The following is a 17,582-nucleotide window of genomic DNA, read 5'->3' on the forward strand; positions in this document are numbered from 1 at the left end:
AGAATCGACGGAAAACTCGAGCCGACACGCCGACCTAACAAAGTACTACTAGGACACAACCAAGAATCAGCAGTCAGCGCAATAGTTGGTTTTTCAACTGCGCAACCTGCACGGTTTTCGGTCACAAATACGCGCTTATCTCGAGCTCGATGATTCATCACGAGGCGCGGCACCGAAGCGCTGTCATCATGCAGGAACGTTGCCCACTCCAGGGATCATGTGGGTCGTCACGCCGATTCGGTTCCAGGCATTGATCGTGAAGATCTGGGCGATCAACTGTGCGATCTGGTGCTCGTCGAAATGCTGCGCGACGCGCCCGTACACCTCGTCGGAAACTCCATCGTCGGAGATCAGTGTGACCGCCTCGGTCAGCGCCAGAACGGCCTGCTCTCGCTCGTCGAAGAAGTTCGGCGCATCGCGCCACACCGAGACGAGCGCGAGCCGCTCCTCGCTCTCCCCGGCTTTGCGAGCATCCGTGGTGTGCATGTGCACGCAGTATGCGCAGCCGTTGATCTGTGAAGCGCGAATCTTGATCAATTCGGCAATCGTGGGGTCGATACCGTCTCGGCTCGAAACGTCCAGCGCAACGAGCGCTGTGCGGACGGCAGGGGACGCGGCGGCGAAGTTGATTCGTGTTGTCATGGAGGAGAACGCTACGACCTAAGTTGACCATCTGTAAGGTGCAATTCGATGCCCAAACACGAGGTCAATTCCGGATTCGACCTGCACCTGAACCTGGCGGCCGACGGCTCCCGCAAAGCAGCCCTCGGACGGGCGCTGCGCGAGGCCGTCGGATCCGGTCGCCTCGAACCGGGCACGATGCTGCCGTCGTACCGCACTCTCGCGAAAGACCTGGACATCGCCCGCAACACCGTCGCAGAGACGTACGCCGAACTCGTGTCCGAAGGCTGGCTCGAAGCCCGACAGGGATCCGGCACCCGCGTCGCACACCGGGCCACGACCACGGCGGACATCCCTACCTCGACCGTGCCGCCTCAGCTGCGACCGACGTTCGACTTCCGTCCTGGCCGTCCCGACGCGGGGTCGTTCCCACGAACCGCCTGGCTTGCTGCGGCCAGGCGGGCGGTCGGCAAAGCACCCGTCGACGCCTTCGGACCGGGAGACCCACACGGACGCATCGAGTTACGGCGCGCGCTCGCGGGCTACCTCGCTCGGACCCGAGGTGTCTCGACGGATCCGCGTCGAATCTTCGTCTGTTCGGGGTTCATGCAGGCAGCGGGGTTCCTGACGCGGCTGCAGAGTACGGCTCCGTTCGCGCTCGAATCCTATGGTCTGCCGTTCCACCGCAGAATCTTCGAGGAGACCGGGCCGACGATCTCCGTTCCGGTAGACGAGAACGGCTGTTTCGTAGACCATCTGGCTTCGACACCTGCTCGGACGGTCGTCCTCACGCCGAGTCACCAGTTTCCGACGGGCGCTCCGCTGCACCCCGCGCGGCGAACCGCCGCAGTCAGATGGGCCCGTACACACGACGGTCTCGTCGTCGAGGACGACTACGACGGAGAGTTCCGCTACGACCGAAACCCGGTGGGAGCCATGCAGGCGCTCGACCCGGATCGGGTGTTGTACCTGGGATCGGTCTCCAAGAGCATGTCCCCGGCGATCCGTGTCGGGTGGATGGTCGTTCCCGAGCACCTTCACGATCCGATCCTCGCCATCAAGGGCGTCCGCGAGGGCACGGTCGGCGTCGTCGATCAGCTGACGCTCGCCGAGCTCATCACCAGCGGCGCATACGATCGCCATGTCCGCGCAATGCGGTCGAAGTATCGCAGGCGCCGCGACGAATTGTCACGGGTTCTCGCTCAGCACGCCCCGCACATCGGAACGATGGGAATCTCCGCCGGACTGCAAGCCGTCCTCACCCTTCCTGAAGGAACCGAGAAGACGGTACTGCGCATGGCCGGCGAGGCAGGAATCGCACTCGAGGGGCTGCAGTGGTTCCGGCACCCGCTTGCGCTGACCGACACCACGGATGCTGTACTCGTGGGCTTCTCGGCTCCGAGCGACGGCTCCTACACCGCGGCCGTGAACGCGCTCGTCTCGGTTCTTGCTCTCACCGCGCCGGACCGGCGGCGAGGGTAGGGCTCAGGCCCCCAACCCAGCACCCGCCCTCGTGACCACCAGACGCGGTACGACGGCTCGCGAGGACAGTCTCAGCACACTGGCCGCGAGCTCGACGATGTCACCGACGCGAATCATGGTGTCGGCGGGGATCTTGTCTTTCGTCCAGTCGCTCATATCGGTGTCGACATAGCCTGGCGCGATGGAGGTTCCGCTGATTCCATTTCCGCTTTCCTCTGCATTCAAGGTCTCGACCAGCGACAGCATCGCCGCCTTCGTCGCTCCGTAGACCGCCAAGCCCGCTTCCGAGTACACACCGGCCATGGAAGCGAGCGCGATGACCTTGGCGCCACTGTCAGGATTCTCTTCGACGCCGCGCCGCAGCAGCGGAATGGAGTTCTGCAGCACCTGGAACGGCGCCCGGAAGTTGACGTCGAGTGTCTTGTCGAACCTGCGCATCGGATAGTCGGCAATCGAACCTGCAGTTCCGACACCGGCATTGAGCACCAGCGCATCCATCGATCCGAACGCCGACGCGTGTGCCTCGACTATTCGGTCGGCGGCATCACGATCGGCGAGGTCGGCAGCCACCGTCACCACTCGCGGAGCACCCGCAGCCTCGAGCCCCTCGGCGACTGCGTCGAGTGCCGTCGAATCGCGCGCGGTGATCGTCAACGAATATCCCAATTCGGCCATGCGCATGGCGATTCCGTGTCCGATGCCGCGGGATCCGCCGGTGATCAGTGCAGACTTCATTCCTTGCCCTCCATCGCTCGAAGCCCAGCGGCCATGAACTCGTGCGTCGCTTCCGCTGCGGCAGCTGCACCGGACCCGGTGTCGGATCCAGCGAGTGCCCGATGCGTGATGCCCTCGCCGATGACTCCGAGCTTGAAATTCGCCAGCGCGAGGTAGAAGTTCCAGTCCGACAGCTCGGTTCCGGTTTCACGGCTGTAGCGTTCGGCGAGTTCGTCGGCCGACGGATAGCGGTCACTCGTCCACGCGGCACTCGCTCCCAGCACTGCGTCGAAGATCGGCTGTCGGTACACACACATCAATGCGACGTCGGTGAGCGGGTCACCGAGCGTCGACATTTCCCAGTCGACTACGGCAGCAATCGAACCCGGATTCCCCTCGGTCAGGATCACGTTGTCGACGCGGTAGTCGCCGTGCACGATCGAGGAGCCCGAACGCGCTGGAACAGCCGCTGCGAGCTTGTCGCGGAGACGCTCGACATCCGGCAGTTCCCGCGTCTTGACGGCTTCCCACTGTCGCGCCCAGGTCTTGACCTGACGTCCGACGAACCCTTCCGGCTTGCCGAAGGATCCTAGCCCGACGGACTCGAAGTCGACGCTGTGCAACAGGCCGAGAACGCGGATCAGTTCACTCGTGTTGGCGTCGATGTCGGCATCGGACAGGTCCTCGAGGTCCGCGCGCGTTCGGACGACCCGGCCCGGATCGAACTCGACAACCGTTGTGGGCGCACCTAATACCGTGCCCTCGGAGTCGAACGCGACCGTCTTCGCGACGGGGACGTCGGTCGACTGCAAGGCGCTCGTCACGGCCCATTCGCGAGCCATGTCGTGCGCGGATGGAGTGAGGCCACTCGTCGGAGGGCGGCGAACCACCCACGCCGATTTCTCGTCGTACGCCTTGAACGTCAGGTTGGATCGTCCGCCGCTGATCAGTTCGACCCGCAGGTCGCCGACGAGCGTCACGCCGCTGTCGGTGAGGAACTTCGTCAGCGCCGGCGTATTCATTCCGGCGAGCTCGGTCATCGTGCCGCCTTTTTCGCTGCTCCGACGACTCGCTTGGCGATCGCCCATCGATGGACCTCGGACGGGCCGTCGTAGACCCGGAACGGACGCACCTCCCGAGAGAGTCGCGCCAGAGGCAGATCGTCGGATACACCGAGTCCGCCACACATCTGGATGCTGCGGTCGACGATGCGGAATATCGCCTCGGCTGCAAAAGTCTTGGCGATCGAGGTCTCGTTGCCGGCATGCGAGCCCTGATCGAGCGCGAAGCACGCCTGAACCAGCAGGGCCCGCGTCGCGGCGATATCGATCTCGTTGTCGGCGACCATTTTCTGAACCATGCCGAGGTCGCCGAGCACCGATCCGAAGCCTTCACGCTGCGCCACCTGGGCGACGGCAATGTCGTGCCCGCGTCGTGCCGCACCGAGCCAACGCATCACGTGAGTCATGCGGGCGGGACCGAGCCGGACCTGCGCGTAGGAGAAGCCCTCGTCGACCGCCCCCAGTACGTTCTCGTCGGGCACGAACACGTTGTCGAAGAAGACCTCGCAGTGACCACCGATCATGGCCTTGTCGAGCGTTCCGATGTGCCGTCCGACCTCGATCCCTGCAGTATCGGCTGGAGCGAGGAACATCGTGGCGCCGCCGCGGTCCCCTGGCTTGCCTGCTGTGCGGGCCATGATGATGAAGAAGCCTGCCCCGTCGGCTCCGGTGATGAACCACTTGTGGCCGTCGACCTTCCACCCGCCGTCGACCTTCACCGCAGTGGTCGTCAGCGCAGACGGGTCGGAACCGGCTCCAGGGGCAGGCTCGGTCATCGCGAAGGCGGATCGAACGTCACCCGCCGCGAGGGGCGCGAGGAATTGCTCCTTCTGCGCGGCCGAGGCGATATGGGCGAGCATGTGGACGTTGCCTTCGTCGGGCGCGCCGATATTGAGGGCGACGGGACCGAACAGCGAGTAGCCACCTTCCTCGAACACAGGCGCACGGTCGCTCATGTTCAAGCCCGCTCCCCCGTACTCGACCGGTGCATGCGGAGCGAAGACACCCGCGTCCTTGGCTGCGCGCTGCATCGATACCCGCAGCTCGTCGCCGCCTGCGTCCTCGATGTTGCCGAGAAACTTGTCCTCGATCGGCAGGATCTCGTTCCGAACGAAGGTTCGCGTCTTGTCGATCAGGGCCTGAACTTCGGGCGAGTACGTCAGATCGATCGACACAGAAGCGCTCCTTCGGGCTTCGGGAACGACCGAGCGATCGCTCGGTCGGGGTTCAGATTTGCACGAGCAGTCGCTGCGCGTCAATACCCACGGTGCATGCTCGAGTGACGGTCGGCGGTGTTCATGCGCGCACCGGGGGCAGGGCGTCGAGAACCACCGCCTGCGCCGCGAGGAGTTTCACCCGCGCCTCCGCCACCGAGAACCAGGCGATCCTGTCGATCTCCGGAAACGACTGCATCCGACCCGACCTCGGCGGCCACTCGGTCTCGAACGTGTTGCTGACGAAGTGCGCCGTACTCGAGCCCACAGCATCCAAATCAGCTTCGACTGCGAACACGGTCACCACCTTCCCGCCCTTCTGGACGATCTTCGGCAGTTCCACCGCCTCGCCGTCGGGAACCTCGATGCCCGTCTCCTCGCGGAACTCACGTCGAGCAGCGGCCAGGGGGTCCTCGTCCGTGTACTCGCCTTTGATCACGGACCAGGCGCCGTCGTCCTTCCGTGCCCAGAACGGGCCGCCCGGGTGGCCGATCAGCACTTCCACTACATCGCCTCGTCGTCGGAACGGGAGAATCCCAGCGCTCGTTTTCGGCATCGCCCTACTGTGTCAGTCGAGGGTCGTGATTCGCCACGTGCGTCCACCGTGCCGTTTGGCGCGGTACAGCATCGAATCCGCCGATTCGACGACGAAATCGGGTGCGTGCCGACCCGACGCCCGTGCGGTAACAGCGCATACTCCGACGGACATGCCCACCCGATCCGAGTGCACGCCACTGTCCTCGTCCCGCGCATGGTCGTCTCGTGCATCGTCGCTGGCGCACCTATCAGCCAGGTCCTCGATCTCCTCGATCGTTTCGCGGGTCGCGACGACAGCGAATTCGTCCCCGCCAAGTCGACACACCCTGTCGTCGACGTGGGCGCAGCCCGCGATGCGGGCCGCGATGTCCACCAGGACCTGATCGCCGACGAGGTGGCCGTACTCGTCGTTGATCGCTTTGAAGCCGTCGAGATCGCAGTACAGGAACGCAACCACCTCGGTGTCGCGGAGGTCTCGCATCCGGTCGGCCAGCTCGATCAGCGCAACGCTGCGGATCCACAGACCGGTGAGGTCGTCACGCTCGGCTCGGAGCCGTAGGCCGTCGAGGGCTCGGTGCTCGGCGGTACGGTCCTCCGCCGTGCACACGTATCGGGTGCCCGACGCTCCCTCGATCTTCTGCAGCCTCACGTGGGCCCAACGGTCCTCTCCGTCCGTTCGCAGCACCTGCTGATCGAGGATGCCGAGGTGCTCGCCTTCGCCGCCGAACACTGCGCTGAGGTCGAGCCCACGCAGTTCCTGATCGGACTTCCCCACGAGCTGTTCGAAAGCCTGGTTCACCTCGACGATGCAAGAATCCAACCCGAGCATTGCAGTGGGAATGGGGGAATCGAGGAACACGACACGGTACTGAAGTTGCTCGTCGTGTGCGCTTCCAATACGCGCTGCTTCGGCGATGGCAGCACCAGCTTGACCGGCGAACAGCTCGAGCATCGCGCGCTGCTCGGCATCCGGGACGAGTCCCGACGCGGGAAGATCGACGCTGAGAACTCCGAGCAATTCCTTCGGCCCGGACCACATCGGAGCCAGAAGGGCGTACTCGGGACGCCACACATGGTCGGCATCCGCCTCGGGTGGAGCGAGGTAGTGCTCGCGGTTGGGGTCGCGGTAGGCGACGTCACCGTCCACGTCGACCTTCGAGAGGTTCTCGTGGAACCGCAGCTCACCCCACTGCTCACACACCGCAAGCAAGTCGATCCACGTCTCGTGCGACATCGTCTCGCCCACCATGTCACGCACCTCCGGCGGCCCCACCGCAGTCGTGACGACCAGGCCGCCACCAGGCACTTTCACGTTGACGACCACCGCTCCGAATCCCAGTACGTCGACGACGGCGTCGGTGATGCGAGCGAGAATGACGTCGAGACTGTCCCCGACACCGAGGCCTCTGACGACGGCAAGAATCCGCACCAACGATTCGCGGCGCAACGCCCTGTGGTCGACCACTCGTCGATTGTTCCAGACGGAGACGTGTATCACCGTTGTATATGGCACTCTCGTGAGGTGCACGAAGCGGACAAACACCCCGAAACGCCGGTGGAAGGGCCACCTGCGACTCGCGGCGTCCGGGATGTCGGTTGGGTGATCGGCGTCGGACTGGCGCCGCTGTTGCTGCTGGCGCTGACCACACCCGCCGTGGTGATCCTGGGGAGTCGTGACGGACTGATTCCGGCGGTGCTGAGCAACTGGAACCTCTACGCCGTATTCGGTCTCGTGATCTTCGCGCCCATCATGGTGGTTTCGTGCATCGGCGCGCTTGTGATGATCTCCAGATTTCGAGCCGGACGATGGATCTCGACGGCAGGAAACGTCGCGACGGCTGTGAGCATGGCAATCCTCGTGTACGCCGGTACGGCAGACCTCGTCGTTCGCCCTGCTGATCCCGGCCCCGACAGCTGGGTGTCGGCGCTGACACCCGTCGGCACAGTCTTGTTCGTCGTGCCCTACGTGGCACTGCTCGCCGCAAATCTGTACGTCATTCGCCGCCTGTGGAGGCAGTGACCCGTATCGTCTGAACCCATGAGCGGAGATTGGCGCAAGGACATCGTCGATGCGGTTCGCGATTCGATCGTGACCGCAGCTCCAGGCGTCGTCGAGGAAGCCAAGTGGCGCAAGGCGTCCAATCCCGACGGCGTGCCGACCTTCAGTCTCGACGGCCTGATCTGCACCGTGGAGACCTACAAGGACAAGGTCAAGGTGACCTTCGCGAAGGGTGCATCGCTGGAGGATCCGTCGAACATCTTCAATGCCAGCCTCGATGCAGGCACGCGGCGAGCGATCGATATCCACGACGGTGATCTCCTCCATACCGAGGCGTTCGAGGACCTGGTGCGGAGCGCCGTAGAGGCCAACCGGGGTTGAACCCCTGGGCTGAACCCTTGCTGGAGCCTGCACGCCCCCTCTGTACGGTGGACAAGACGACCTGACCGAAAGATCCCCGACGGAAAGGACTTGTATGCCGCAGCCCACACGACTGGAGAAGAATCCGGACAAGGGCTACGTCGCACTGCTGGGCTGGAGCCTGGCGGCAGTGGAAGCACTGGATGCATTCGACCGTAGATACCTGGTAGTGGCCCCGGAATGGGCCGAGCCGTACTGCACCGAGCACGACATTCCCTTCCTCCCGTGGAACTTCGAACGCCTCAACGATCGTTCGCTGGAGATCGCCGAAACGCTGCAGGACGAAGGCGTCGACGTCGCGATCCCGCTGTACGAAGAGACGGTGGAGTGGGCCGGGGCGATCAATTCCGTATTGCTCGGCAACCCACGACTGTTCGGCCAGGCCATGCTCCTGCGCGACAAGGCGCTGATGAAGCGACGCGCGCAGCTCGGCGGTATCCGCGTCGGAATCTTCGAGGAAGCGCACGACCGCGAGGACGTCATACGATTCCTGCGCCGGGTCAACCAGACGCTGCTCAAGCTCGACGGCGATCCCAACGACCCCATCCACCTCAAGGCCTTCGACAAGGCCGGGTGCCTCGGACACCGAGTCATCAGGACTCCCGACGAGGTCGACTCGATTCCCGACGACGAATTCCCCGTGCTGATGGAATCGCACCTCGACGGTTGGGAATTCGCAGTCGAGGCGTGGATCCACAATGGAAAGATCAAGTTCCTCAACATATCCGAGTACGTGACGCTCGGCTACTCGGTATTCGTTCCTGCCACACCGGAACTGGAGCGATACCGGCCGCAGATCACCGCTCAGATCGAGAAGCTCATCAAGACCTTCGACATCGAATTCGGGTTCGTTCATCCCGAGTACTTCGTCACGAGTGACGGTGAGATGTACTTCGGCGAAGTTGCGTATCGGCCACCGGGATTCAAGGTATTCGAACTTCTCGAGCGGGCGTACGGGTTCAACGCCTACCAGGGTCTTGCTCTGGCCTTCGACCCCAAGACGACCGAGGAGGAAATCGACGCCTTCTTCCCTCGCGAGGTCGTCGATGCCGCCGGTCACGCCGGATGCTTCGGCGTCTACCCGCGTCGACGCGTCGTCAGCCATCTCGAGATCCCGGAAGCGACCGCAGAAGACGACTACTACGAGACGAACGACTTGTCCGCGCCGGTCGAGGAGACCGTCACCAAGCGCACAGCGTTCGGAACTCACTGGGGTCTGCTGTATTTCTTCGGCGACGACCCCTACCGAATGCGGGATCTGTTGAAGCACCAGGAAGAACTGGACTTCTACGTGTGAGGCAGGATCTCGGGAACGCCGACAACGGACCGTCGCAAACACTGGACGCGCCCGTCGACCAAGCGCTGGTTTCGCGACTCGCGCAGCTCGATCACGCCACCCATGCACTGGCTGCCGCGCCGGACTTCTCCAAGGGCACGAAGGTACGACGAGTCCTCGACTCGCTTCATCGGGTGTTGACGCGTCCTGGTGGCTGCGCCGAAGTTCGTTCCCGCGCTGCAGTTCTCGACGAAGCGGGCTTGTTCATCGGTACCGACTGGGCACACCCGGATATTCTCGTGCCGGGCTTCGTCGGACCGAGTTTGCGCAGCGGCGTGATCGACACGGTCGTACTCGAGGCAACCAGCGAGCTGCGGTTGGTCGCGATCGCCGCGGGCGAGTACGACCATCCGGCGATCAGCGCCGAGGACGCCAAGCGATTCCTGTCGCAGATTCTGGCGATGAACCTGGAGGTGTTGTTCTCGTCGCCGTCGGAGGCGGAGCGAGTGCGACTCGGCCGCGTAGCGCATCTGATTCGTGACCTGTTCGCGTACGTCGCTGACCAGATCGGCTACGACAGCGTGCTCGGAGAACTCGGCGACGAGATCTGGCGAGTGTTGCGCCAACGGCCGATTCAGGTCGATCACGTCAAGGCGATGGTCACTCGCATCGCGGTGTACCGAGAAGATCCCGACGTCGATCTCGGCGCATCAGGCCAAGGACTCGATCGTCTGATCTCGGCGTTGTTCGGGCCGACCGAGGCGTGCCGTGAGGATCCTGGCGTCGACGTCTATCGCTCGCGTCTCGGCGCGATGGACGCCGAGGGTCTGGAGTTCGAGGCGCGCGGTTTTGCGCGCGCCATGCACGACACCGGCCTCGTGTCGCCGTACCACGCGACGCTCGCGCGCTTCCTGATCGAGCACAACACGTACCTGCTCGGCGAGGCGCTCGGTGTCTCCGAAACCGGTCGGACCTGCCTGCAGCGATATCCAGAGTTGGTGCACTGCTTGATCGTCGAGGCCGTGCACCCCGAATCCGCACAATGCCTGTACGGAATCGCGCTACTTCTCGACCGTGGAATTCTGCACCAGCCCCCGATCGTTCCGTCACTGTGGCGCCAACTGGCTCTCCGTCTCGCGCCCGAGGTACGTCAACGCCTGCTCGACATCTTCGGACCGACTCCGGAGCCCGAGGCCAGATTGCTCGGAGGCTTGCTGTCGATGCTCGGGCAACCCCTCGGCATCGGACAGGGCGACAATCCGACCTGTCAATCCGCACGGGCACTGTCGATGTGGGCGTACAACGACCCGGACTACCTGCTGCAGATGGTCGTGTGGGCGGCGCGCGACGACGAGATCGTGATGCATTTCGAGGGGCAGCCGCTCTCGTCCAACGACAGCTCGGGAGGAGTCGCGACTTCCTCACCGGTGGACCTCGATCCCGTGTCACAGTTGGTGGTGCCGCACCTCGACCGTATCTACGCCGAGATGATCAGGCAGTGCGCAAATCGGCCGGGCGATCCGCATCGCTGGGTCAACCCCGAGTTCCACGGGTGGTGGTCGGCGCGCGGATTCAACATCAACGTCGACGTCGAGACCGGAAAGCTGATCGACCTCGACGAGTTCCTGCGTGGGTTCTATGCGTCGTATCACTTGGAGTACAACGGCGGTCAGCCTCTTGTCCACCCGCAACCGGCGGGAATTGCCGTCACCGACAGCGCAGCTCGGTACGTCGGCTGGCATGCCATCACGATCTTGCGCGTCGCACTCGATCCCGATGCTGTCATGCGGGTCTACTTCTTCAACCCCAACAACGACAGCGGACAGGACTGGGGAGACGGCGTCGTCGTCGGGACGGCGAGCAACGGCGAACGAGCGGGCGAGGGCTCACTTCCGTTCGAGCAGTTCGCGTCTCGGCTGTACATCTTCCACACCGATCCGCTCGAACACGGTGAGCCGGAGAAGGTTCCCGCTGCAGACATCGAGGCGACGGTCGGGTACATCGAGCGTAGCTGGGGTGCAGATCGGATGCCCGGAGCGTCGACTTAGGTTCTGCCGCCGAGCTAGGTTGCCGAGCTAGCACGGTTTTTGCAAAGCTGGCACGGTTTTTGCAAAGCTGGCACGGGTTTTCACGTCATAGCGCCTGTGCTAGGTCGGCAAAAAAGGTGCTAGCTCGCCGCGCGCTTCGACCGGCGAACTCCGAACACGGCCAGTGCCAACGCAGTACAGCCAGTCACGACGGACACGATCGGCCCGTGTTGCGGCGCGGTGAAAATCGACACTGCTCCCGCAAACGATCCGACGACCAGCGCTGCGATAGCACCGATCCGCAGCGCCAGGTATTCGGTGTCACCGCGGGCAAGGTCGTCGACGACGTTCACCATCGTTCCGGTGACGAATGTCGTCGACAGCCCACCACCTACCGCGGACGTGCGTGCGACGACTGTCTGGAGTGCCATCGCCGCCGCCGACAGCGCGACGAGTCCGTCGACGACGATCGGATCGGTCGGACTGTGCAGGATCCACCAGGCCGCGAGGCTCGCGACCTGGACTCCCGCCGCCACGCCGAGCAACATTCTCGTCGACCGAACGGGTGATCGAGTCGTCGTGTGCGCGTAGCGGAATCCGACGAGAAGCACGACGAAGAACACAGCGATCGAAACGGCCGCTCCGACAAAGGTGGCGAGGTAGTCGTCTCGTCCTACTAGTCCGACCAACACCAGGTTGCCGGTCATGTTGGCAGTGAAGATTCCACCCAGAGCCAGGAACGCGAACGCGTCGGTTGCGCCTGCTCCGAACGAGAGCACCAGCAGGAGCCACGGTGAGCGCGTCTTGTCGGTCATGCGAAAACCTTAGTGGCGCTCCGCACCAGTCGTGCAGTGGCGCTCCGCACCAGTCGTGCAGTGGCGCTCCGCACCAGTGGCGCGGTTGAGTGCAGCCCAGTGCGCTTAACCGTGCTACTGGAGGCGGAGCCTCCCAGACCAACTGGAGTCAGAGTTGGCGACCCAGCAACGCCAACGTCGCCGACCATGCCAACGCGAACAGATCACGCACCGCCCCGAACGACGATGCCGTCGACCAGACCGTCGTGATGCCTGACGGTGGTACCGGCCGACCGTCGAACCTGTCCTGCAGCCAGTCGAGCGTCAACGGCGCCGACAGTGGATGCAGGGACAGATGCTCGCTGAGCCGATCACGCAGATACGTCACGTGTGCGCCGTTGTCGAGGTAGCGATCCACCTGACCGTCGACGTCGTCGACCGCAATGATCTGGTCGTGTACCGCCTGGACGACGAGCATAGGTACGGCGGGTGCACTACGTCCCGGCTGAATCTCCTCGAACACGTCGAGAATTTCGGGCTTGGCCAGCAGGTCCGCCAGCGGGATGTCGATGTACCTGTCGAGGTCGTGTCGCGCGAGTTTCCGGACTGCCGCGACGGTGGTGAGGTCGTCGACGGAGTCGAGCAGTGCCAGACCTTCGGCGTTGACGTGTTCACGCACGACTCGGTCCAGGTCAGGGTAGGTACGCCGAAGACCCTCCACAACCAACGTAGGCAGTCCCGCGTGCAGCGTCGCGTTGAGCCGCATGAAGGCTGACGCGGGGTCTCCGACGGGTGATCCGAGGGCGGCACCGACGATGTCGATCTCGGGCGCATATGTCTCGGCCATCTCGGCAGCCCACGACGTCGCTAGTCCGCCACCGGAGTATCCCCACAGTCCGACCGGAGTGTCGTACGACAATCCGAGTGGCGCGAATCTCAGCGACGCCCGCACTGCGTCGAGCGTGCAGTATCCGGGCTCGCGGGGTGATCCCCAGTGCCCGTCCGGCCCCTCGTGGTCGGGAATGGAGATGACCCAGCCGCGGCGCAACGCGTGCAGCACGAGTACGAACTCGAATTGCGGTACAGCTCCCCATGCCTTCGCGCCGCGCTGCATTGCATACGACGGGAAGCACACAGAAGACACGGCATCGATGGCGCACTGATAGGACAACAGACGGGGAGCTTCCGCGACGCTTCCGCGCTGCATCAAGATCGTCGTGACGCTGACCTGCGGGTTGTCGTGGAGATCGTTGGTTCGATACAGCAGTTGCCACGCATCGACCTGCTGCGGGATCGCTCCGTAGAGGGCGACCTCGACCTCACGATGACGCAGAACGGTCCCTGGCTCAGCCGTCTCGAAGCCTTCCGGCGCGGTGTAGAACGGGTCGTCGGCAGGCAGTATCGCCCGTCGGGGCCGAGGTGACTCCTCGGACTGCCACGGCGCACTGCCGGTTTCTCTGTCGACGCTCATCCCACACCCTTTTTATCCGGTTCTTACAGTCACAGTAACCCGATTCGACCGGGAGCAGCCTTCTGCATCCGACCGGGAGGACTCGAACAGGACAAAAGGGTTGCTTCTACGCAGCGTGTTTCGATCTGCCTTTGCACAGTGGGTGTGCGCTGCACATTGTGCACAATCAACAATCGAATTACTGTGCATCGGAATAGTCGACAGCGGTATCACGTGCGCACCGGACTGGACGTGATCGGCAGGTGAGCGAGCGTCGCCGTTAGCCGCTGCACGTGCTCCTGCGGCGACTCGACCAGTGGAAGTCGCACTGCCGCATCGTCGATGACACCGAGGGCGTGCAGCGCCACCTTTGCCATGATTGCCCCCTGCGATGTCCTCATGACTGCATCGGCGAACGGCAGCAGTCGCGACTGCAGACGACGAGCCGATTCGAGATCGCCGTCACGGACCAGATATATGAGTTCGCCGTTCTGTTCTGCCACAACGTTTCCCACGACGCTGACGAGTCCCGTTGCACCGATGGCAAGGTACGGCAAGTTCAGCTCGTCGATGCCGCAGTAGTAGTCGAGCGAAGTCCGCGACATCACTGACATGGCCTCGAACACATCGCCTTTCGCGTCTTTGACAGCGCGAATGTTCGGGTGACCCGCAAGTTCGACGAGTGTCGCCGCTTCCATCGCGGTCCCAGTGCGCGCAGGGACGTCGTAAAGCATCACCGGCAGGTCCGTCGCGTCGGCCACCGCTGTGCAATGTGCAACGATTCCGGCCTGCGTCGGCCGCGAGTAGTACGGGCAGACGACCAGCAGCGCATCCGCCCCTGCCACCTCGGCCCGACGAGCACGCTCGACGCTCGACGCAGTGTCGTTGGTGCCGACTCCTGCGATCACCCGTGCTCGGCCGTTCGCCTTCGCAGCCACCGATTCGATCAGCCCCGCCGTCTCGGTATCGGTGAGCGTGGGTGCCTCACCTGCCGTGCCTGCCACGACGACGCCGTCGCACCGGGTGGCAATCAAGTGTTCGACGAGCCGGTCCAGGCTGGATCCATCCACGGCGCCGCCAGCGCCCATCGGCGTGACCATGGCGACGAGGTTGGACCCGAAGAGCTGTTCACTGTTCATAGGCCGAGTGTGCGCACTCCGATACCAATGGTCCAGCGATGCTTTCTTTGCAATATTGCGTAATCTTGCTTCATGATCGATGTTGCCGCATTGCACGCGCTGCGCACGGTTGCCGCGCTCGGGACTCTGGCGCGGGCAGCCCGCGAACTCGGATTCACCGCATCCGCGGTGTCGCAGCAGATCAAGCGACTGGAACGCCAAGTCGGGGTCGAGGTGCTCGCACCTGCGGGCCGGGGAGTCGTGCTGACGCCCGCAGGCCGGGCCATCGTCGACTCGTCCCCCGACGTGTTCGACGCCCTCGAGCGGTGCGCGGGGGCAGCGCAGTCCGTGGCCGAAGGCGATCCGCGGGGCACCCTGCGCATCGTCGCTTTCTCGACCGCCATTCGCGGCCTACTGGCGACCGCGGCGGGCAGGCTGGCGAGCGAGTGCCCGGATCTCGAAATCCGAATCACCGAGCAGGATCCCGAGCGCGCACTGCACAGCGTGGACACCGGATCCGCCGATGTCGCGCTGGTCCACGACGCGGACGGTCTGCCCGCACCGATGCCTTTCTCGCTCGATCGGAGCCTCGTACACACCGACTTCGGCGACATCGTCGTACACCGACGACATCCCCTCGCACAGCTCACTCTGCCGCTGACTCCCGCAGCACTGCAGGGCCACTCATGGGTGACGAGCCCATCGGGAACCGTGTGTCACCAATGGTTTCGACGGCTGGTAGCGGACCTCCCCGAGGCTCCTGACGTTCGACATCTCGTCGACGACTTCTCCAGCCAACTCGCATTGGTTGCATCCACGAATGTCATCGCACTCATCCCCCGCCTCGCCCGCCCGCCTCTCGGAGATGATCTCGTCGCACTGGCACTGCAGCGGCCACCGACGCGAGAGGTGCATGCAGCGTGGCGTCGTAGCGCACAGTCGAGCCCGTCGATCCGAGCATTGGTCACCGAATTGTCAGGCGCGGCGTCAAGTTCGTTCGTATGAAGCATGTCGGCGCGGGCTATTCTGTGGTCGTTCGCACGACAGCCGACACCGGCCGACCATACCCGAGGAGACGCCGTGAGCACCGACAGCTTCTGGGACGATGCCGATCGCCATCTCGTTCGTTACGGCACTAGCTTCACCCCTCGCATTATCGAGCGTGCAGCAGGGGCGTACGTGTACGACAGCGAGGGTCGCGCAATCCTCGACTTCACTTCGGGGCAGATGAGCGCGGTCCTCGGTCACTCTCACCCCGATATCGTCAGGGCGGTGTCCGAGTCGGTCGCAACACTCGACCACCTGTTCAGCGGCATGCTGAGCAGGCCGGTGGTGGATTTGGCGAAGAAGCTTGCGGCAACCTTGCCTGCGGACTTGACCAGAACACTGCTGCTGACAACCGGCGCCGAGGCCAACGAGGCCGCGCTGAAGATGGCCAAGCTCTACACCGGTGGGTACGAGGTCGTCTCTTTCGACCGGTCCTGGCACGGCATGACCTCTGGCGCCGCAGCAGCAACCTTCTCCGCCGGCCGCCGGGGATACGGCCCGACGATGCCGGGCAATCTGACCCTGCCGACCCCGGACTCCTATCGCCCACAGTTCCGGCATATCGACGGCTCCTATGACTGGGAAACCGAACTGGCGTATGGCTTCTCGTTGGTGGACAGGCAGTCGACCGGCGCGCTCGCGGCATGCCTGGTCGAACCGATCCTGTCGTCCGGAGGCATCATCGATCCGCCTGTCGGCTACCTCGCGCGCCTGAAGGAGTTGTGTGTCGAGCGCGGGATGCTGCTCATCCTCGATGAAGCCCAGACCGGACTCGGTCGGACCGGTCAGATGTATGCGTTCGAGCGTGACGGCGTCGTGCCGGACATTCTGACGCTGTCGAAGACACTCGGCGCCGGCCTTCCGGTGGCCGCCGTCGTCACCGGCGACAGGATCGAGGAGGTGTGTCGCGAGCGTGGGTTCTTGTTCCTCACCACGCATGCGTCCGATCCCCTCGCCGCCACTGTTGCCAACACCGTCCTCGACGTCATCGAACGCGACAGCCTGGTCGAACGCGCCGCGAAGTTGGGCGAGCAACTCGTGGATCGACTCGACGCGCTGCGCGATACCTACGAGGTGGTCGGTGATGTTCGGGGCCGCGGATTGCTGCGTGGGATCGAGTTCGTCACCGACAAAACCACCAAGGCGCCTGCCGACGCCCTGGGGCACGCTGTGACAACTGCGTGCCTCGAACGCGGGCTGCACCTCAACATCGTGCAACTGCCCGGCATGGGAGGCATCTTCCGAATCGCGCCCCCGTTGACGACGAACGAAGACGAACTACACGACGGAATCGACATCCTCGACGCGTCCATCAAAGCGGTTCTCGCTGCTTCGTGAGCACCACTTCGACGCTAGGGACCCACGGCTCCACCATAGGTGGCGATCTTGTATTCGGTTGCCGCCAAGGATAATTGAAGCTCCCGTATCTGCCGACGGATGGTGTCGCGGTGTTCGACGAGGATGTCGAGCCGTTCCGGGACAGTGACGTCCCCGCGGTCGACGAGTTGGATGTACTGCTGCAGGTCCCGCATCGGCATGCCCGACAGGCGCATTCGCGAGAGAAATACGAGCCTTCGCACCGCCACGGCGTCGTACTGCCGGTGACCGTGCGAATCGCGGTCCACCTCGATCAGGCCACATCTCTCGTAGTAGCGCAGCGTGTGCGGTGAAAGATCGAGCAGTTCGGCCACCTCGGAGATAGCGAGAGGATCGGTTACCTCACCAGGGTCGACCAGCCCGTGAACGACGTCCATCGTCATCGGTGTGTCCGCTGCCGCCAGCGCTGCCAGCGCCTTACCCATCAAATCCACGGTCGCCATGA

General features: G+C 63.9%; 17 protein-coding genes. 7 read left to right on the top strand and 10 right to left on the bottom strand.

Annotation, left to right across the window (positions count from 1 at the left end):
• Positions 1–186 precede the first annotated feature (186 nt).
• Positions 187–642, bottom strand: a complete 456-nt coding sequence (locus tag ACODSO_RS25735; RefSeq protein ID WP_489039503.1) for a carboxymuconolactone decarboxylase family protein — start codon at positions 640–642, stop codon at positions 187–189.
• 48 nt (positions 643–690) lie between these two features.
• On the opposite strand from ACODSO_RS25735, the gene pdxR reads away from it, so the two are divergent.
• Complete coding sequence (pdxR, locus tag ACODSO_RS25740) at positions 691–2,103, top strand: MocR-like pyridoxine biosynthesis transcription factor PdxR (protein ID WP_489039504.1); 1,413 nt, start codon at positions 691–693, stop codon at positions 2,101–2,103.
• Between the two features lie 3 nt (positions 2,104–2,106).
• Here pdxR and ACODSO_RS25745 read toward each other — a convergent pair whose 3' ends face one another.
• From ACODSO_RS25745 to ACODSO_RS25765, 5 genes are all read right to left on the bottom strand, one after another.
• A complete protein-coding gene (locus ACODSO_RS25745) occupies positions 2,107–2,838 on the bottom strand; it encodes an SDR family oxidoreductase (RefSeq protein WP_489039505.1) in 732 nt (243 codons plus the stop codon).
• Complete coding sequence (locus tag ACODSO_RS25750; RefSeq protein WP_489039506.1) at positions 2,835–3,857, bottom strand: phosphotransferase family protein; 1,023 nt, start codon at positions 3,855–3,857, stop codon at positions 2,835–2,837. The genes ACODSO_RS25745 and ACODSO_RS25750 overlap by 4 nt, the downstream gene beginning before the upstream one ends.
• Entirely contained in the window at positions 3,854–5,053 is a 1,200-nt protein-coding gene (locus ACODSO_RS25755; protein ID WP_489039507.1) for an acyl-CoA dehydrogenase family protein, read from the bottom strand. Before ACODSO_RS25755 ends, ACODSO_RS25750 begins: the two co-directional genes overlap by 4 nt.
• 121 nt (positions 5,054–5,174) lie before the next feature.
• A complete protein-coding gene (locus ACODSO_RS25760) occupies positions 5,175–5,648 on the bottom strand; it encodes an NUDIX hydrolase (protein ID WP_489039508.1) in 474 nt (157 codons plus the stop codon).
• A 12-nt stretch (positions 5,649–5,660) separates the two neighbouring features.
• The gene (locus tag ACODSO_RS25765) at positions 5,661–7,094 is read right to left on the bottom strand and encodes a GGDEF domain-containing protein (protein WP_489039509.1); all 1,434 of its coding nucleotides are present in this window, start codon (positions 7,092–7,094) and stop codon (positions 5,661–5,663) included.
• 57 nt (positions 7,095–7,151) lie between these two features.
• On the opposite strand from ACODSO_RS25765, the gene ACODSO_RS25770 reads away from it, so the two are divergent.
• The 4 genes from ACODSO_RS25770 (at position 7,152) to ACODSO_RS25785 (ending at position 11,372) form a co-directional block, all read left to right on the top strand.
• A complete protein-coding gene (locus ACODSO_RS25770) occupies positions 7,152–7,649 on the top strand; it encodes a hypothetical protein (RefSeq protein ID WP_489039510.1) in 498 nt (165 codons plus the stop codon).
• Positions 7,650–7,667: 18 nt separating this feature from the next.
• The gene (locus tag ACODSO_RS25775; protein ID WP_489039511.1) at positions 7,668–8,009 is read left to right on the top strand and encodes a DUF1801 domain-containing protein; all 342 of its coding nucleotides are present in this window, start codon (positions 7,668–7,670) and stop codon (positions 8,007–8,009) included.
• 94 nt (positions 8,010–8,103) lie between these two features.
• On the top strand, positions 8,104–9,345 hold the full coding sequence (locus ACODSO_RS25780) for an ATP-grasp domain-containing protein (RefSeq protein ID WP_489039512.1): 1,242 nt from the start codon (positions 8,104–8,106) through the stop codon (positions 9,343–9,345).
• 41 nt (positions 9,346–9,386) lie between these two features.
• Positions 9,387–11,372: a hypothetical protein gene (locus ACODSO_RS25785; RefSeq protein ID WP_489039542.1), complete on the top strand. Its 1,986-nt coding sequence runs from the start codon at positions 9,387–9,389 to the stop codon at positions 11,370–11,372.
• 119 nt (positions 11,373–11,491) lie between these two features.
• Here ACODSO_RS25785 and ACODSO_RS25790 read toward each other — a convergent pair whose 3' ends face one another.
• The 3 genes from ACODSO_RS25790 to dapA all read right to left on the bottom strand — a co-directional run bounded on the left by ACODSO_RS25790 (position 11,492) and on the right by dapA (position 14,734).
• Positions 11,492–12,166: a YoaK family protein gene (locus tag ACODSO_RS25790; protein ID WP_489039513.1), complete on the bottom strand. Its 675-nt coding sequence runs from the start codon at positions 12,164–12,166 to the stop codon at positions 11,492–11,494.
• Between the two features lie 148 nt (positions 12,167–12,314).
• Positions 12,315–13,616: a lipase family protein gene (locus tag ACODSO_RS25795; RefSeq protein WP_489039515.1), complete on the bottom strand. Its 1,302-nt coding sequence runs from the start codon at positions 13,614–13,616 to the stop codon at positions 12,315–12,317.
• Between the two features lie 209 nt (positions 13,617–13,825).
• Entirely contained in the window at positions 13,826–14,734 is a 909-nt protein-coding gene (dapA, locus tag ACODSO_RS25800; RefSeq protein ID WP_489039516.1) for a 4-hydroxy-tetrahydrodipicolinate synthase, read from the bottom strand.
• Between the two features lie 72 nt (positions 14,735–14,806).
• Here dapA and ACODSO_RS25805 point away from each other — a divergent pair, with 72 nt between their 5' ends.
• Positions 14,807–15,718, top strand: a complete 912-nt coding sequence (locus ACODSO_RS25805; protein ID WP_489039517.1) for a LysR family transcriptional regulator — start codon at positions 14,807–14,809, stop codon at positions 15,716–15,718.
• A 75-nt stretch (positions 15,719–15,793) separates the two neighbouring features.
• Positions 15,794–17,098 carry an aspartate aminotransferase family protein gene (locus ACODSO_RS25810; protein WP_489039518.1) on the top strand — a complete coding sequence of 435 codons (1,305 nt, stop codon included), beginning with the start codon at positions 15,794–15,796 and terminating at the stop codon, positions 17,096–17,098.
• 14 nt (positions 17,099–17,112) lie between these two features.
• On the opposite strand, the gene ACODSO_RS25815 is transcribed toward ACODSO_RS25810, so the two are convergent.
• The gene (locus ACODSO_RS25815; RefSeq protein ID WP_489039519.1) at positions 17,113–17,580 is read right to left on the bottom strand and encodes a MerR family transcriptional regulator; all 468 of its coding nucleotides are present in this window, start codon (positions 17,578–17,580) and stop codon (positions 17,113–17,115) included.
• Positions 17,581–17,582 lie beyond the last annotated feature (2 nt).

Source organism: Rhodococcus sp. FG69 (assembly GCF_057808915.1).

Excerpts from the sequence above, each read along its gene's own strand:
- ACODSO_RS25735 (WP_489039503.1), bottom strand. The coding sequence starts at position 642 with ATGACAACACGAATCAACTTCGCCGCCGCGTCCCCTGCCGTCCGCACA.
- pdxR (WP_489039504.1), top strand. The coding sequence starts at position 691 with ATGCCCAAACACGAGGTCAATTCCGGATTCGACCTGCACCTGAACCTG.
- ACODSO_RS25745 (WP_489039505.1), bottom strand. The coding sequence starts at position 2,838 with ATGAAGTCTGCACTGATCACCGGCGGATCCCGCGGCATCGGACACGGA.
- ACODSO_RS25750 (WP_489039506.1), bottom strand. The coding sequence starts at position 3,857 with ATGACCGAGCTCGCCGGAATGAATACGCCGGCGCTGACGAAGTTCCTC.
- ACODSO_RS25760 (WP_489039508.1), bottom strand. The coding sequence starts at position 5,648 with ATGCCGAAAACGAGCGCTGGGATTCTCCCGTTCCGACGACGAGGCGAT.
- ACODSO_RS25775 (WP_489039511.1), top strand. The coding sequence starts at position 7,668 with ATGAGCGGAGATTGGCGCAAGGACATCGTCGATGCGGTTCGCGATTCG.
- ACODSO_RS25780 (WP_489039512.1), top strand. The coding sequence starts at position 8,104 with ATGCCGCAGCCCACACGACTGGAGAAGAATCCGGACAAGGGCTACGTC.
- ACODSO_RS25790 (WP_489039513.1), bottom strand. The coding sequence starts at position 12,166 with ATGACCGACAAGACGCGCTCACCGTGGCTCCTGCTGGTGCTCTCGTTC.
- ACODSO_RS25795 (WP_489039515.1), bottom strand. The coding sequence starts at position 13,616 with ATGAGCGTCGACAGAGAAACCGGCAGTGCGCCGTGGCAGTCCGAGGAG.
- dapA (WP_489039516.1), bottom strand. The coding sequence starts at position 14,734 with ATGAACAGTGAACAGCTCTTCGGGTCCAACCTCGTCGCCATGGTCACG.
- ACODSO_RS25805 (WP_489039517.1), top strand. The coding sequence starts at position 14,807 with ATGATCGATGTTGCCGCATTGCACGCGCTGCGCACGGTTGCCGCGCTC.
- ACODSO_RS25815 (WP_489039519.1), bottom strand. The coding sequence starts at position 17,580 with ATGGCGACCGTGGATTTGATGGGTAAGGCGCTGGCAGCGCTGGCGGCA.